12 protein-coding genes, 1 tRNA gene and 1 pseudogene are annotated in these 15,852 nt (G+C 42.2%); 9 read left to right on the forward strand and 5 right to left on the reverse strand.

What is annotated here, in order from left to right:
• Positions 1 to 55 precede the first annotated feature (55 nt).
• The 3 genes and pseudogenes from VB732_RS12495 to VB732_RS12505 all read left to right on the forward strand — a co-directional run.
• The gene (locus VB732_RS12495) at positions 56 to 1,093 is read left to right on the forward strand and encodes a GTP-binding protein (protein ID WP_323231157.1); all 1,038 of its coding nucleotides are present in this window, start codon (positions 56 to 58) and stop codon (positions 1,091 to 1,093) included.
• An 88-nt stretch (positions 1,094 to 1,181) separates the two neighbouring features.
• The gene (folE, locus tag VB732_RS12500; protein WP_185585311.1) at positions 1,182 to 1,829 is read left to right on the forward strand and encodes a GTP cyclohydrolase I FolE; all 648 of its coding nucleotides are present in this window, start codon (positions 1,182 to 1,184) and stop codon (positions 1,827 to 1,829) included.
• A 214-nt stretch (positions 1,830 to 2,043) separates the two neighbouring features.
• A pseudogene (locus VB732_RS12505) lies at positions 2,044 to 2,247 on the forward strand (ATP-binding cassette domain-containing protein); the annotation flags it as partial.
• Here the strand turns inward: VB732_RS12505 and rpaB are convergent.
• Positions 2,222 to 3,010, reverse strand: a complete 789-nt coding sequence (gene rpaB / locus VB732_RS12510) for a response regulator transcription factor RpaB (RefSeq protein ID WP_416235741.1) — start codon at positions 3,008 to 3,010, stop codon at positions 2,222 to 2,224. The pseudogene VB732_RS12505 and the gene rpaB overlap by 26 nt on opposite strands.
• A gap of 268 nt (positions 3,011 to 3,278) precedes the next feature.
• Here rpaB and VB732_RS12515 point away from each other — a divergent pair, with 268 nt between their 5' ends.
• Positions 3,279 to 3,566, forward strand: a complete 288-nt coding sequence (locus VB732_RS12515) for a hypothetical protein (protein WP_323231158.1) — start codon at positions 3,279 to 3,281, stop codon at positions 3,564 to 3,566.
• Positions 3,567 to 3,587: 21 nt separating this feature from the next.
• Here the strand turns inward: VB732_RS12515 and VB732_RS12520 are convergent, their stop codons facing one another.
• Positions 3,588 to 5,234, reverse strand: coding sequence for a mechanosensitive ion channel family protein (locus VB732_RS12520; protein WP_323231159.1), 1,647 nt, complete (start codon positions 5,232 to 5,234; stop codon positions 3,588 to 3,590).
• Positions 5,235 to 5,459: 225 nt separating this feature from the next.
• On the opposite strand from VB732_RS12520, the gene VB732_RS12525 reads away from it, so the two are divergent.
• A complete protein-coding gene (locus tag VB732_RS12525; protein ID WP_323231160.1) occupies positions 5,460 to 5,855 on the forward strand; it encodes a hypothetical protein in 396 nt (131 codons plus the stop codon).
• Between the two features lie 385 nt (positions 5,856 to 6,240).
• Here VB732_RS12525 and VB732_RS12530 read toward each other — a convergent pair.
• A tRNA-Pro gene (locus tag VB732_RS12530) sits at positions 6,241 to 6,314 on the reverse strand.
• 144 nt (positions 6,315 to 6,458) lie between these two features.
• On the opposite strand from VB732_RS12530, the gene lipA reads away from it, so the two are divergent.
• The 4 genes from lipA (at position 6,459) to VB732_RS12550 (ending at position 11,122) form a co-directional block, all read left to right on the forward strand.
• Complete coding sequence (gene lipA / locus VB732_RS12535; RefSeq protein WP_323231161.1) at positions 6,459 to 7,337, forward strand: lipoyl synthase; 879 nt, start codon at positions 6,459 to 6,461, stop codon at positions 7,335 to 7,337.
• 50 nt (positions 7,338 to 7,387) lie between these two features.
• Entirely contained in the window at positions 7,388 to 8,314 is a 927-nt protein-coding gene (locus VB732_RS12540) for an NAD(P)H-dependent glycerol-3-phosphate dehydrogenase (RefSeq protein WP_323231162.1), read from the forward strand.
• Positions 8,315 to 8,929: 615 nt separating this feature from the next.
• Entirely contained in the window at positions 8,930 to 10,180 is a 1,251-nt protein-coding gene (gene sigC / locus VB732_RS12545) for an RNA polymerase sigma factor SigC (protein ID WP_323231163.1), read from the forward strand.
• Between the two features lie 486 nt (positions 10,181 to 10,666).
• The gene (locus tag VB732_RS12550) at positions 10,667 to 11,122 is read left to right on the forward strand and encodes a Fur family transcriptional regulator (protein ID WP_190728729.1); all 456 of its coding nucleotides are present in this window, start codon (positions 10,667 to 10,669) and stop codon (positions 11,120 to 11,122) included.
• 131 nt (positions 11,123 to 11,253) lie between these two features.
• On the opposite strand, the gene VB732_RS12555 is transcribed toward VB732_RS12550, so the two are convergent.
• A complete protein-coding gene (locus tag VB732_RS12555) occupies positions 11,254 to 12,381 on the reverse strand; it encodes a peptidoglycan-binding protein (protein ID WP_323231164.1) in 1,128 nt (375 codons plus the stop codon).
• Positions 12,382 to 12,390: 9 nt separating this feature from the next.
• Positions 12,391 to 15,852, reverse strand: a 3,462-nt coding sequence (gene cobN / locus VB732_RS12560; RefSeq protein WP_323231165.1) for a cobaltochelatase subunit CobN, incomplete at its 5' end; no start/stop codon positions are given.

Here is a 15,852-nt window from a genome sequence, read left to right on the forward strand (position 1 = left end):
ATTCCTGACTAATGACTACTAACAATTTTGAAGCTTACGGAAGATTTAATTGATTATGACTCAACTAACAGCACCAACTTCAAACCCCAGTCTTGATATTCCTAAACAAGGAATGCCTATTACCATTATCACCGGATTTTTAGGTAGTGGTAAAACTACACTGCTAAATCAAATTCTCAAAAATAAACAAGATTTAAAAGTTGCTGTACTCGTGAATGAGTTTGGCGATATTAACATAGATAGCCAATTGCTAATTTCTGTAGACGAAGATATGCTCGAACTGAGCAATGGGTGTATTTGCTGCACAATCAATGATAATTTAGTAGATGCAGTTTATCGAGTTTTAGAACGAGAAGACCGGATTGATTATTTAGTCATTGAAACGACTGGTGTTGCTGACCCGCTACCAATTATCTTAACTTTTTTAGGTACAGAATTAAGGGATTTAACAAACCTAGACTCGATTCTAACTGTAGTAGATGCTGAGGCGTTTAATGAAGAACACTTCCATAGTGAAGCTGCTTTAAAACAGATTACTTATGGAGACATTATTCTTCTAAATAAAACAGACCTCGTGACTCCAGAAAAACTAGAAGATGTAGAAAATTGCATCCATGATATGAAAATTGGTGCAAAAATTCTGCACACAAAACATGGAGAAGTGGCGTTACCATTAATTTTAGATGTGGCTTTAACTCCAATAGATGAGTATACTGCCAATCATGCAGAAGATACTCACGAACATGAACACCATCATCATGACCATGACCACGACCATCATCATCACGAACATCACTCACATCATTTAGAAAATGATGGATTTGTTTCAATTTCTTTTCAAAGCGATAGACCATTTGATGTTCATAAATTTGAAAACTTTCTCACCGAAGAAATGCCACAGGAGGTATTTCGAGCTAAGGGCATTTTGTGGTTTAGTGATAGTGAGTTACGCCATGTTTTTCAACTGAGTGGATTTCGCTATAGTTTAAATGCTGATGAATGGAATACTCCACCTAAAAACCAAGCAGTTTTTATTGGTAGAAAGTTGGATATTGGACAACTTTACTCACAACTTAACGAATGTTTGGTATAGTTAAGTAATGTTAAGCAATTGCCGAGTTTAGTTAATAGTTCATGAACTATTAACTAATTCATTAATCTACACCAATCAAACAGAGAAAATGACTCTATCGATTCGTCCCGATATAAATTCTGCTGCTCAAGTGGTTTCATCTTTATCTACTCAGCATTTACCAACTGTTACAGAAGCAGAAATGGCGCAGGCTGTACGTACTTTGCTGATTGGATTAGGAGAAAATCCTGATAGAGAAGGGTTAATAGATACTCCCAAGCGAGTTGTCAAAGCTTTGCAGTTTCTCACCAAGGGATATCATGAATCTTTGGATGAACTGTTAAATGGGGCAGTATTTACAGAAGATGCTGACGAAATGGTTTTAATCCGGGATATCGATATTTTCAGTTCCTGTGAACATCATATCTTACCGATTATTGGTCGCGCTCATGTTGCCTATATTCCTAATGGCAAGGTGATAGGATTATCTAAAATTGCCCGCATTTGTGAAATGTACGCTCGACGTTTACAAGTGCAAGAACGTCTCACCCTACAAATTGCTGATGCGCTGCAAGGCTTACTCAAACCTCAAGGGGTAGCAGTGGTAATAGAAGCAACTCATATGTGTATGGTGATGCGCGGCGTGCAAAAACCTGGTTCTTGGACTGTAACTAGTGCAATGCGTGGTGTGTTTTCAGAAGATGCGCGGACTCGTGAGGAGTTTATGAATTTAGTGCGCCACAATACTAAGTTTTAGTAACCTTACCAAACCTGGACAATGGTGGCAACAGTTGTCATTGCCTTGCAACTACCTTCAAGATAAAAGGTAATTTCAATACTCTCACACGTTGCAAAGAACCTTTTTATCCGCAATAACCAGGGAAGGTAAAAATGTATTGCTGTGGTGTCACGGTGCAAGCCTTTAGATTTTACAGAAGATGCGATCGCTTTTCACAAAGCCTTCTTTCGCGCAAATGCATACTGTCGTGAGTGAAGAAGGCGGTAATTTTTCTGGAGGACAACGACAACGGTTGTTAATTGCTTGCGTGGCATTAAAACCCCGTATTTTGTTATTCGATGAGGCTACCAGTGCGCTTGATAATAGAACGCAGGCGATTGTCAGTGAAAGTTTAGATAAATTACAAGTTACTAGAATTGCGATCGCTCATCGTGTTCTGATTCAACAATTCGTGGGAAAAAATAACCACTACCTCTTGCTGTGATAATGAATTCTGGGTCGTTGGGGTTGGATTCTACCTTTGTCCGCAATCGTGAGATATGCACATCTACCACACGGGTGTCTGTATTCATCTCTGGTACAAAGCCCCACAATTGCTGTAATATTTCTAACCGCGAAAAAATCTTTCCCGAATGATTCACTAACAATTCTAGTAAGCTAAACTCCACACCTGTCAACCGAATGCGTTGCTCATTTTTATAAACTTGCCGCTTATTGATATCGATTTTGAGATTGCCCACATGGATTATCCCAGAGTTAGGAATAGTATTGAGACTACTTTTGTGGGAGCGCCGTTTTAGTACGCAGGCAATTCGAGCTTCTAGTTCCTTGGGTGAGAAAGGTTTCGTCATGTAGTCATCAGCACCGAGTTCTAGCCCAGTGATTCGGTCTGCTACATCTCCTAAAGCTGTGAGCATGATGATTGGCACATCTGACTCTTTCCGTAATTCTTGGCACACACCATAACCATCTAGTTTTGGCATCATTACATCCAGAACTATTAAATCAGGGGTCAACAGGCGAAAAGCTGACAAAGCTTCTTCACCATCACTAGCTGTAACTACACTGTAGCCAATCATTTCTAACCGCGTCTGTAAAATTCGGCGGATGCTGGCTTCGTCATCTACTACTAAGATTGTGCCTTTATCACTTGATAAGTTTTTCAACGCTGTTCCTCCACAGCGAGAACTCTTAACCATCCATTATCTGCTTATTAGGAGCCAAAACCGCAAAACAATCTTGACCTATGTCTTGATGAAGCGATCGCTTTAAGGTATTTGTGTAACAGATTATACTGATGTATCTACCCAAAAACAGATTTGTACACAATTAATGAATTCTTCAGCAAGGGACTCGTATTTTCCATAGTTTTGCAGTAAAGTGTTTATTCCGTGCAATTATTAATACTCATCTTCTCCCAACTTTACCCATCCAAATTTTGAGCCAATGCTTTTGAGGGAACAGCCAATGAAAATTTCTAATGAGATACGTACAAAGAAAATCATCAAAAAATCTGAAAAGCTGACTTTGAAGGAAATGATGGAAATCGAAAAGGCCGAAGACCAAAATCTTCTCTTCTGTACCATCAATTCTTCAACTCCTGTGGTTGAGGAGAAACCAATAATCACTACTCTTCCAAAAGTTCCTGACTATATTCCATTCCTTGACAATCCTCCAGTACAATCTGTGGGCAATTCCGGGTGGCAAATTTCTGATATTTGGCGTGATATTCGGGTGGATGATTTTTGTCGGTAGACCCCAATGATTACAGAGCGCTCATGCATCTATACCCTTTGTGCCCCTTTCAATTGCATTGGTTGAATCTATGCATGACTCCTGATTTGATAATCGTTCAGCCATCTGTATTAAAGCTAACTGCATTTCTGGCGTCAATTCCAACTTACCAGAACGCAGATGTAAATCTAACTGAGCAAAAGGAATTTCAATTTCTCGTTGCTGTAATACTTCATAAATAATGTAGTATAAATCACTTTTGAGCAAGAATTGTTTATTAGGTTCCGCAGTCCAGACTAATAACTCAAAATTTAAGCTGTTGTTGGCAAACTCTTTAAACAGTACTAAAGGCAAAGGAGTCTGCAATACATTAGGATGCTTAGAAGCAGCCTCTAACAGAGCAGATTGCACTGCTTTGGGATCTGAGCTATAGGCAACGCCAACGGGGAGATGAAGGCGAGAAATCGGGTTGCGATGGCTCCAGTTGATTACTTCTTTTTCCAAGAACCGAGAGTTGGGTACAATAATTGAAACGTGGTCAAGGGTACGAATCTCGGTACTTCTGGCACCGATTCGTTCAACAATACCTGTATATTCCCCAACCTCCACAAAATCTCCAACCTGAATTGGACGCTCAAATACTAGTACTAAACCACTGCCAAAATTCTTAGCAATATCCTGTAAACCAAAGCCAATTCCAACACTTAAAGCACTTGCTAAGATTGTCAAAGAGCTAATGTCAAGCCCCCAGATTTGTAGCAGTACCAGTGTGCCAATAAAAATTAGACCATATTTTAAAAGTATTATAATCGCTTCTTGAGCGCCACGATTGATTCCAGTAAAAGATAGAATCCGAGAACGTAAGAAATTGGTTAAAGTTCCAGCAAAGATAACTAAGCCAAACAACAAACCAACCAAAATTATTAGTTGAGTAAGAGAGTAAGGATTCTTGCCTAATGTCAGAATAGGTGAGGTAAAACTGGTAATTAGGATATTCGAAATTTGGTAGCTCCATTGACGAGTAAAAGGAAAGAGATTAGTGATATAAAGAATCGCACTCATCCAAAGCCCGATACGCATACTTGCCAACACTAATTTGAGAAATAATTCTAATACTTTAAGTGTTTCCGAATTAGGTATGGCATTGCTAATAGTTAAGCGAAGTGAAGCTACTCTAATAAAGTGATGCTTAATCCATCCCAATAGCCAACTAAATCCCCCAGTTATGAGTAAAATTGCTGCTGCTATAAAAGTTGTTTGTTGAAGATAGGTTTTAGTTCGCTCTAAATGAGCTTGCTGTAAGGCTCCTTCAATTTGCTGCGCCCAAATGTTAGCCTGCTCGTCAAGTGTACTACCTAGAACAGTATCTTGTTGCGTAACTGTTAACAGATAGCGGTCATTTAGCAAAATAGTAGGTAGCTGGTTACGTTTTTCAATTTTAACTTGAATAGACTCAGAAGCTGAAATCACACTTTTTAGTTGTGAGTTGATTAAATTTGCCCGTTCTTGAGCGCTATACTGACCAGAATCGCTGATCTGAAAAAGCTGTTGTCCATCCAAAATAACCGGAGCTTTTGTTAATGCTTGAGCAACGACAGGAGTTAACCATAAAAATAAAACAAAAGTTAGTACTGTAATGCGAATATTGAAATATTTCAATGGCAGTCGCAAACGATGAAAATCAAACATAAAGACTCTAACCAGATATTTTTACTTCAGCTAATTAATATTAACTAGATTTGCTTGGAATCAAATTATTTCTGTAATGGTTTCTATTAGCATTGTTTTTTATGGAGTAGAGACACTGAAAATACACATATCTCAATACGAGAACAAACACAATTGATAGAATTTCATTGTTTTTTAGTACGTACTGCAATTTTTAAGCAGATAGGTTACTTAGATGAGGAATTAATGAGTCTTGGAGAAAAGGTTGATTTTTGCCTATCAGTGCGTGCAGTTGGTGGGACTATTTACTTTGAGCCAGCTAGTACTGTTATTTATGTATTTCCAGTACCGTTAGAATGGTATGATCTACCCTATTTTTTCTTAAGGTGGAGTGATGCTTGGAATAAAACCTCGCTGAATCATTTCCAGCAAAAATGGGGTTTAGCCAAAGATGCTAAATTTATGTCTATTGGCTATAAGTGGGCAAATCGCCATCGATTAGTTCCTTTAGAACCAATACAAAATTGGCTGTTAAGTCTTTTACCCTGGCAGTTACACTCCAAGACTTACCTAAATTTTCGAGGATTTATTGAAAGTGTACTTACTCGGATATTTGTGAAACGTAAGCGCCAGAAAATCTAATAAATAGGCGAATTTTAATAGTAATAAGACTTACGCAAAACACACGGGGTAGGGGCAATTCATGAATTGCCCCTACCTGAGAATAAGAGTTTTGACTATTATTTGCGTAAGTCTTATAGTCTTGTATAAAGTGGTGGTAGCTCTTGCACTGCTTTACCTAGTTCATAATCCAAGTAAGCATCTGGATTAGCAAATTGCTCTCTAGTCTGCCGAGATTGGACTGGAGAGAATCTAAGGGCAGTTTCATATCTTTTACTTAATTAATACTGATATGGTTTCGCTGCTAAGAGCAATCATTTTGATGGCATTTAGGAGTACTCATCGTATGCAGAGCGACAAATTATTTGACCGTGGCGACAAATAATTTGTCGCTCTACAACAAAAATCGGGATGACTGGATTCGAACCAGCGGCCCCTTCGTCCCGAACGAAGTGCGCTACCAAGCTGCGCCACATCCCGCCATAAAAATGGCATTGTAAATTAAGAATATCACAACCAGTGCCAAATCACAGAATTACATCTATATATACATATACGATCGCTTCACCCAAGGCTTTGCTTGCTACGATTAAATTTGTATAACTCTAGTGGTAAAAGCGGATTGTGACTGTAAAACCAGACTGGTTGCGGGTAAAAGCACCCCAGCATGAGCGCATCGGTAACGTTAAAGACATTTTGCGGGATTTAGCTCTCAATACAGTTTGTGAGGAAGCGTCCTGTCCAAATATTGGTGAATGCTTCAATGCTGGTACTGCCACGTTTTTAATTATGGGCCCGGCTTGTACACGCGCTTGTCCCTACTGCGATATTGATTTTGAGAAAAAACCCAAACCACTAGACCCCACGGAACCTACACGACTAGCAGAAGCTGTTCGTCGCATGAAACTTAACCATGTAGTCATCACTTCTGTAAACCGAGATGACTTATTTGATGGTGGTGCATCTCAGTTTGTAGCCTGTATTGATGCGGTTCGCTCTGTTTCACCTAACACCACAATTGAGGTGCTAATTCCTGACTTGTGCGGTAATTGGAATGCTCTAGAGTTGATTCTACAAGCTGCGCCAGAGGTATTAAACCACAATACGGAAACGGTTCCACGCCTGTATCGCCGGGTGCGTCCCCAAGGAAAGTACGATCGCACATTAGAATTATTACAGCGAACTCGCCAACTTTCTCCTAGCACATACACCAAATCCGGGATTATGGTTGGACTCGGTGAAACTGATGCCGAAATTCGCCAAGTCATGCAAGACTTACGAACCGTAGATTGTGATATTTTGACAATTGGGCAATATCTTCAACCCAGCCAAAAACATTTGCAAGTAAATGAATTTGTCAACCCAGAACAATTTGCTGCTTGGAAAGTATTCGGCGAAGAAATCGGATTTTTACAAATTGTTTCTTCTCCCTTGACAAGAAGCTCATATCATGCTGAACAAGTCAGGGAATTAATGGAACGTTATCCACGCAGCCGATTTTAAATTTTAGATTGCTAACTAAGAGGATTGGGTGATGGGGAGATCGGTGATTAATGACTAATTCAAAATCTGTAGCAATTCTGGGTGCAGGTGCTTGGGGTGCATCTCTGGCAAATCTCGCCGCAGCAAATGGTCATCAGGTGCGCGTGTGGTCGCGTCAAGGTTCCCAAATCCAAGCAGTGTTGGAAGATGCTCAAATAGTCCTATCCGCTATCTCAATGATTGGTGTCAGAGATGTTGCTTCTCAAGTCCAGTCTTTCCCCTTTTCTCCAGAGACAATTTTTGTGACGGCGACAAAAGGCTTAGATCCCCAAACCACCTGTACACCGTCGCAAATTTGGCAAACAGTATTCCCTAACCATGCAGTGGTTGTTTTGTCTGGGCCTAATTTATCAAAAGAAATTCAAATGGAATTACCGGCAGCCACGGTGGTAGCTAGTAATATTCCCACGGCTGCGGAAATAGTGCAGTTAGTATTTTCTTCTCATCGCTTTCGGGTATATACCAATCCCGACCCCTTGGGAGTCGAACTGGGGGGAACACTGAAAAATGTGATTGCGATCGCAGCTGGTGTATGCGATGGTTTACAACTAGGAACAAATGCCAAAGCTGCTTTAGTCACCCGTGGACTCACAGAAATGGTTCGCATCGGTAACGACTGGGGTGCAAAGACGGAAACATTTTATGGATTATCAGGTCTTGGAGACTTGTTAGCAACCTGCAATAGTCCCTTAAGTCGCAATTATCAAGTCGGCTACCAGCTAGCTGGTGGTAAGACACTTCAAGAAACTCTTGCAAATTTACCAGGAACAGCCGAAGGAGTGAACACTTGCCAAGTTTTGATGCAACGAGCCAAGCAACAAAACATTCCGGTTCCCATTACTGAGCAAGTTTATCGGTTACTTCAGGGTGAAGTCACACCTCGACAAGCACTTGATGAACTGATGCTGCGAGATATCAAGCCAGAGTACAACTACTAGTGGTCTGTAAAGTTAACTTTGCTGGGTTACAAGATCCCCGACTTCTTTAAGAAGTCGGGGATCTGACCACATTGAAATTGACGGGTTAGCAGGACACGCAGAGAGTATTTAATAACTTCCCCGCTTTTTCAGCCTCCGTATCGATAGAGTTTTTGCCGTTAATCCTAATCACTTCCTCGATATACATTAGTTCTACTTATACCTGAATAATCCTGAGAAAAAATTGCTAAATCGTCAGGATATTACTTTTGTAGGCATGTAAATGTGACTATGCCAAATATAAAGATGACATTCACTAAAGGATGTTTATACTGTGTTACAAAAGTTACTATTAAAAACCGTCAAGGTTGAAATTTTAACTAAGTAGTTGAAATATTGAAAGCCTAGCTGCCAATTTGCATAGCTATTGGTTAAATCAAAAATTTAGCAGCCGATTCAGTTCAGTAATCCTGTATCCAATAAATCCATTACAGTTAATTTCTAAAAAAATTGTAATGGAATGTTCAACTATGTTAGTTCACCGTAAATCACGGGAACAATAGCAACAGTTGAATAGCTGACCGTAATCTAAGCTGACCGAAATCTATTGTTACCTGGAGCCATTGAGACGATCTTATGCCAGCAACATCTTTTTATGCAGACGCCCCCTACAACACCAAAAAGTCTCGCCAGGCTTTGGACTCGGATCTCACGGTTGATGACAGTGAGTTATCGGTAGATGATCTACAGGAGCTAGAGATTGCTTCTGCTGACAATACTAACTTTGCTGCTGGTACTAACCGCCGGAGTACAGACCTAGTACGCCTATATCTTCAAGAAATTGGTCGGGTTCGCTTGTTAGGGCGAGATGAAGAGGTTTCAGAAGCTCAAAAAGTCCAGCGTTACTTGCGGATGCGGATAGTACTTGCTAAGGCCGCCAAGGAAGGGGATGAAGTGATTACGCCTTATCTTCGGTTAATTGAAGTTCAAGAACGTCTAACCTCGGAACTAGGACATCGGCCGTCTTTGGAAAGATGGGCTGCCACTGCTGACATAATTTTATCTGATCTCAGACCAACTTTGGCAAATGGGAAACGTCGCTGGGCTGAAATCGCCAAGTTGACTGTAGAAGAGTTGGAGCAAGTTCAGTCCCAAGGACTCCAAGCAAAAGAACACATGATTAAGGCCAATCTTCGCCTAGTTGTGTCTGTTGCTAAGAAATATCAAAATCGTGGTTTGGAATTGTTGGATTTAGTCCAAGAAGGGACACTAGGTTTGGAGCGGGCTGTAGAAAAATTTGACCCCACTAAGGGTTATCGCTTCAGCACCTATGCTTACTGGTGGATTCGTCAGGGTATTACACGAGCGATCGCTACTTCTAGTCGCACCATTCGCCTACCGGTTCATATTACCGAAAAGTTAAACAAAATTAAAAAAGCCCAACGCAAAATTGCTCAAGAAAAAGGTCGCACCCCAACTCTAGAAGATTTAGCAACTGAGTTAGAGATGACACCGACCCAAGTCAGAGAAGTTTTGTTACGGGTTCCTCGCTCCGTTTCTTTGGAAACCAAAGTCGGCAAGGATAAAGACACTGAGTTAGGCGAATTACTCGAAACTGACTGTGTAACCCCAGAAGAAATGTTAATGCGAGAATCTTTACAAAGAGACTTGCATCATCTTCTGTCAGATTTGACCAGCCGGGAACGCGATGTAATTTTGATGCGGTTTGGTTTGGCAGATGGTCATCCTTATTCTTTAGCAGAAATTGGTCGCGCTCTGGATTTATCGCGGGAACGAGTCAGACAAATTGAATCCAAGGCTTTGCAAAAGCTACGCCAACCTAAGCGTCGTAACCTAATCCGCGATTATTTGGAATCTCTAACTTAATCAACGTTAAGAGTCATTTGTCATTAGTGAGCCAGTGCGGTCTTGGGGGTTTCCCCCATGAGCAACTGGCGAACCCGCAGGGTCATTTGTCATTAGAAGAGTAAATTTGACAAATGACTAGGGACAAAGGACTGATTTTATCCCAAGTTAAAAGCCTTTTAGAGGCTTGTAGCAAGTAATTTGCATTTAGTTTTAGAACAGTTTTCCCAGACCTTGGCTCAGATATCTTGAAGATGGGAATCAACTAACCAATTCAAATTTAACTTAGGCAAAATTCAACGTCAAGGGATGCAATCGTTACAAGTATCCTAACTATTAACTGTATGCAAATTAAATGCATTACAGTTTATTAGTTGAATTTTGATCAAGATTTGATGAATTGTTTTTAAATATTTAACATAAATTCTCAATAGGCAATGATTGTTGCAAATTGCTCCCAAGATTTGTTATATTCTCAATTAATGAGCTTTGTTGAGAAATATTAGTATGACTGTCTACACAACTACTTCACTCAAGGCAGAACTGAATGAACGAGGCTGGCGATTAACTCCCCAGCGCGAAACAATTTTACACATTTTTCAGGAACTTCCGCAAGGTGAACACCTGAGTGCGGAGGATCTTTATCAGCGACTAGAAACTGATGGTGAAGGGATCAGTCTGTCAACTATTTATCGGACTTTAAAGTTGATGGCCAGGATGGGAATTTTACGAGAGTTAGAACTGGGCGAGGGACATAAGCATTATGAAATCAACCAGCCCTATCCCCATCATCACCATCACTTAATTTGTGTGAGATGTAACTCAACTATTGAGTTTAAAAATGACTCAATTTTAAAAATTGGGTCAAAAACGGCTCAAAAAGAAGGTTTCCACCTGCTTGACTGTCAAATGACTATCCATGCAGTCTGTCCCAAGTGCCAACGGGCGCTGATGCCGCTTTAGCACTTGGGTGGATGATCAGACGAAACTACTCAAATTGACCGAATAAATGGAATTTTGAGCAGTTCGTAATTTGCTGTTACTAGAGGCTAGCAACGAGTTGGGGACTGATACTAACGACACCAAAGCGGATGCTAAAAGCGTCCGCTCTTAAGATCCTTGAGGCTAATGCCGTAGAATTCTTGAGCCTGTTTAATTGCTTTTTTGGTGTCAGCTGCCATCACACCGTTCAGCTTGCCTTTATAAAAACCCCGCTCCCGTAGTCGCGTTTGGATTTCTAGGGTATTAAATTCGCTTTTGCTAGCAGTATTAACTGAGCTATATAACTTAGCTCTGGTAGTTGGGCCGGCAACTCCGCTTGCTTTCAAGTAGTTTGCTGCCTGGAATCTCCTTACAGCGTCAGCAGTGTAGGGGCCATAGTAGCCATTTGGCTCTCCCTCTAAATATCCTGCTTGGATTAATTGTTCTTGGATAACTCTAACTGGCTCACCGCGATCGCCTACACTGAATTTATCTCGATTGACTGCCTTTTTGGGAGCCTCTTCACCATCACCGATGCCAACTCCCGGCAATTTAGCTAATGTTGCTGGGCCAACAATTCCATCAACGCTTAATTTATAAGTATCTTGGAACCGCTTTACGGCTTCTTCGGTAATTGGGCCAAATATTCCTGTGGCGTTCCCGTAATAAAAACCTGCGACTCTTAAGCGTTCTTGTAAAGCCCTGACATTTTCGCCTTCATCACCCTTAACAAGGTAATTAGAATTACGGCGCTGGGTGGTTGCTGTAGTAGTGCTGGGCTTTGTAGCTTGTGTACTTACAACAGTAGCTTTTTTAGCTTGTCTATTTGTAGTACTGGGCTTTTTAGCTTGCCAGCTTTCTAATTTTTGCAGGGTGTTTGCTCCAACAATGCCATCCACTGGTAAACCGGCAGCCTTTTGGAAGCGCCGCACAGCCTCTTGTGTGGATGCGTCATATACTTGGGTGACAGAAGCTTGGTAAAAGCCTGCTGTTTTCAACTTTTGTTGGAGATTTCTGACAGAAGGGCCTTGATCTCCTCTTTCCAGTGCGATGACGCTACTGACAGCGCCAAGAATAGATAAGGACAGAGCAAGGGGCAACATATACTTCCAAGCCCTACCAGAAAGCCGTTTCCAGTCTGGTGCAGCTGCTTTGTTAAACAAAGAACTGAGAGATACCAATTCACTGGGTGTGCTGTCTTCGTAGGCGAAAGCTAGGTGCAAATACGCAAGATTTTCCATATTTGTTTCCTACACCATTGATTTTTCTTCGATCACTGCTTCAGCTTGATGTACTAGGTTCCTCAAAGCTTCTAATGTTCCTATATTTACATCCTCCCACAAATTGCGCTTATGTGCCTCTAATAATTTTTCAGCAATATCACGCAGTGCATAAGGGTTTTTTTCCTGAATAAATTCTGCCACAACTGGATCGAGTAAGTAAGCCTCTACTATGCCTTGATACATATAATCTTCGACACATTTAGCTGTAGCATCGTAGGCAAATAAAAAATCTACTGTCGCCGCCATTTCAAAAGCACCTTTGTAACCGTGGCGCATGACTCCGGCAATCCACTTGGGATTAACTACACGAGAGCGATACACCCGTGAAATTTCTTCTTTGAGTTGGCGGACTCGTGGTTTAGCGGGTATGGAATTATCACCAAAATAAGTTTCGGGGTTTTTTCCTTGTAGAGAACGCACCGCAGCTGTTAAACCACCCTGAAATTGGTAGTAATCATCGGAATCGAGTAGATCGTGTTCACGGTTATCTTGATTGTGCAGGACAACTTGCATTTTAGACAAGCGTTGTTTGAAGGCTTCGGTATTGGGAATTGGGGATTGGGGACTCTTAAGAGGCAGAGGGGCAGAGGGCAGGGGGCAGGGGGAAGTAATTGCCTCTCCTCTGCTCCCTGCTCCCTGCTCCCCTGCCAAATTTCCAGAAGAATAGGCGTAAGAACTCCAGTTAATGTAGGCGCGGGCTAAATCTTCGTCGTCTGTCCAGTTTTGCGATTCGATTAAGCCTTGGAGTCCTGCACCGTAAGCACCTGGGCGAGAACCAAAGATGCGATAGCGCGATCGCACCACTGCTTCTTCTACACTTAATCCTTGGCTTGTCCACAAATTAGTCTCTTGGCGAACTGCATCCGCTAGAGGATTTTGTTCTGGCGGTTCATCTAAATCTGCTACTGCTGATACCGCTTGATCAAATAAGTCAATTAAGTTGGGGAAAGCATCGCGGAAGAATCCCGAAATCCGTAAGGTGACATCTACACGAGGCCGTCCCAAAATCGCTAGAGGCAAAATTTCAAAATCAACTACTCGCCGCGCTGCACCATCCCACACAGGTTGAACTCCGAGTAAAGCCAAGGCTTCGGCAATATCATCACCGCCTGTTCTCATGGTGGCTGTTCCCCACAATGATAAACCTAGTGTTTTGGGATACTCGCCATTTTCCTGAGTGTAATACTCAACCAGGGTTTCAGCAGCTTTTCTACCGATATCCCAAGCTGTCTCTGTGGGAATGGCGCGAATATCGACAGAATAAAAGTTTCTCCCGGTTGGTAGAACTTCTGGGCGGCCGCGTGTAGGTGCGCCAGATGGGGCACTGGGGACGTATCCGCCATCAAGTCCGTGTAGTAAGTGGGTGATTTCTTGATCGGTTTTTTGTAAGGCGGGAAGGAGGCGATCGCGTATCCAGTTAAGGACAATGGGGAGTGGGGAGTTAGGAGTTCTAAATTCTGAATTCTGAATTCTGAATTCTGAGTCCTGATTTATTAATTGTTCTACTAAGAGGGCGGCGTGTTCTTCTAGGACTTCGACGATATCGCCGAGGGTGCGGCATTCTGTGCCATTGACTAGCGAATATTCACCACTAGGCATTGACAAATCGGCTGTGAGGGGATCGAAGTCTAAATTCCAATCTTGAGCGATCGCACGGGTAATACCTGAAGAATGGCGATTGGGAATGCGAGCGATCGCTACTATTAAATCTCGTAGCTGCCTTCCTTGGGGACATTGCCCAAAAATGTGCAGCCCGTCGCGGATTTGGGCTTCTTTCAATTCACAAAGATAGCCGCCGATGGAATTCAAAATTAAGGATTCAGATTTAAAAATTTCTGTTTCGTTTTGGATTCCTAAATCTAGATGGAGATTTTCTTTGATTACCAGTTCGTGGATGCGATCGCGAATTACTGGCAAACGTGAAGGATCTAAACTGTCGGCTTCATAATACTCATCAATTAAGTTTTCTAACTGTTGCAAAGAACCGTAGAGTTCTGCACGAGTCATTGGCGGCGTTAAGTGATCTATAATCACCGCTTGAGCGCGACGTTTCGCTTGGGAACCTTCACCAGGATCGTTGACAATAAACGGGTACAGGTGGGGAAGTGCGCCAAAAGCCACTTCTGGATAACAATTGCTCGATAAAGCCACACTTTTACCGGGTAGCCATTCTAGATTTCCGTGTTTCCCTACATGAACTACAGCATCAGCACCAAAAGTTTCTCTAACCCAATAATAGAAAGCTAAATAAGCATGGGTTGGCTCTAAATCCGGCGCATGGTAATTCAAACTGGGGTCATTATCATAACCTCTTGCTGGCTGAATTCCCACAAAGACGTTGCCGAGTTGAATTCCGGGAACGGGGATAGAGGCAGGGGGGCAGGGAGCGGGGAGCAGGGGAGAAGAGTTTTCACCTTTGCCTCCCGTACCTTGCCCCATTTCCCACCTTTCACTAATACCTTGCTGAACTGCTGGCGGTAATGAAGCGAAATACTGTTGATAGTCTTCCCAAGAGACACTTTGGTGTACTGGAAGCGATTCTTGGCCTTCTGGATCATTTGTTACGCCACCTGTCAGGCGTTCAATCAACTCATCTCCTTGAGCAGGTGGATTTTCGACTTCATAACCAGCTAGATGTAGAGCTTGCAGGATTTCTACACAACTAGCTGGAGTGTCCAGTCCTACACCATTGGCGAGGCGGCCATTGCGGTTGGGGTAATTTGCCAAAATTAGGGCAATTCGCCGTTCTTGAGGTGGTTTGGAACGGAGACGCGCCCAATTTGCTGCTAGTTTAGCAACGAACTCGATGCGATCGCTGACTGGTTCATAAACTACCACATCTGTCTCTAAATGAGGATTACGAGTTTGTACTGTTTTAAAAGACACAGCACGAGTAATAATCCGCCCATCTACTTCTGGTAACGCCACATTCATCCCAATATCGCGGGGAGAAAGCCCTTGAAACTGTGACTCCCACTGCTCAATTGATCCCCCACTAAGGATTACTTGCAACACAGGCACATCTAATTTTTCCCATAGTTCAGTTTGGGGTGTTTCGCTTTCCAACCGTGCTAGAGAAAAACTGGTGGTGTTCAGCAGTACAGCGATTGATTCAGCTTCTTTGGGTTGGAAAAACTCACTCAACTCCGCTTGGACATCGGGTTCACGCAATGAAGAAACAAATACTGGCACTGGTTGTAAATTTTTCTGTACCAAGGCTTGGCATAAAGCATCAATTACTTTAGTGTTTCCGGCTAAATAATGAGCGCGGTAGAAGAGGATGCCGATTTTGGGGATTGGGGATTGGGAATTGGGGATTGGGAATGGGGAATGGGGAATGGGGAATGGGGAATGAGGTTCCGAAGTCGATGAACCGAGTTCGGAAGCGGATGAACCGAGTTCCGAAGTCGATGAGCCGAGTTCCGAAGT

Source organism: Nostoc sp. UHCC 0252 (genome assembly GCF_034931145.1).
Classification (GTDB): Bacteria; Cyanobacteriota; Cyanobacteriia; order Cyanobacteriales; family Nostocaceae; genus Nostoc.

Excerpts from the sequence above, each read along its gene's own strand:
- VB732_RS12495 (WP_323231157.1), top strand. The coding sequence starts at position 56 with ATGACTCAACTAACAGCACCAACTTCAAACCCCAGTCTTGATATTCCT.
- folE (WP_185585311.1), top strand. The coding sequence starts at position 1,182 with ATGACTCTATCGATTCGTCCCGATATAAATTCTGCTGCTCAAGTGGTT.
- rpaB (WP_416235741.1), bottom strand. The coding sequence starts at position 3,010 with ATGGTTAAGAGTTCTCGCTGTGGAGGAACAGCGTTGAAAAACTTATCA.
- VB732_RS12515 (WP_323231158.1), top strand. The coding sequence starts at position 3,279 with ATGAAAATTTCTAATGAGATACGTACAAAGAAAATCATCAAAAAATCT.
- VB732_RS12520 (WP_323231159.1), bottom strand. The coding sequence starts at position 5,234 with ATGTTTGATTTTCATCGTTTGCGACTGCCATTGAAATATTTCAATATT.
- VB732_RS12525 (WP_323231160.1), top strand. The coding sequence starts at position 5,460 with ATGAGTCTTGGAGAAAAGGTTGATTTTTGCCTATCAGTGCGTGCAGTT.
- VB732_RS12540 (WP_323231162.1), top strand. The coding sequence starts at position 7,388 with ATGACTAATTCAAAATCTGTAGCAATTCTGGGTGCAGGTGCTTGGGGT.
- sigC (WP_323231163.1), top strand. The coding sequence starts at position 8,930 with ATGCCAGCAACATCTTTTTATGCAGACGCCCCCTACAACACCAAAAAG.
- VB732_RS12550 (WP_190728729.1), top strand. The coding sequence starts at position 10,667 with ATGACTGTCTACACAACTACTTCACTCAAGGCAGAACTGAATGAACGA.
- VB732_RS12555 (WP_323231164.1), bottom strand. The coding sequence starts at position 12,381 with ATGGAAAATCTTGCGTATTTGCACCTAGCTTTCGCCTACGAAGACAGC.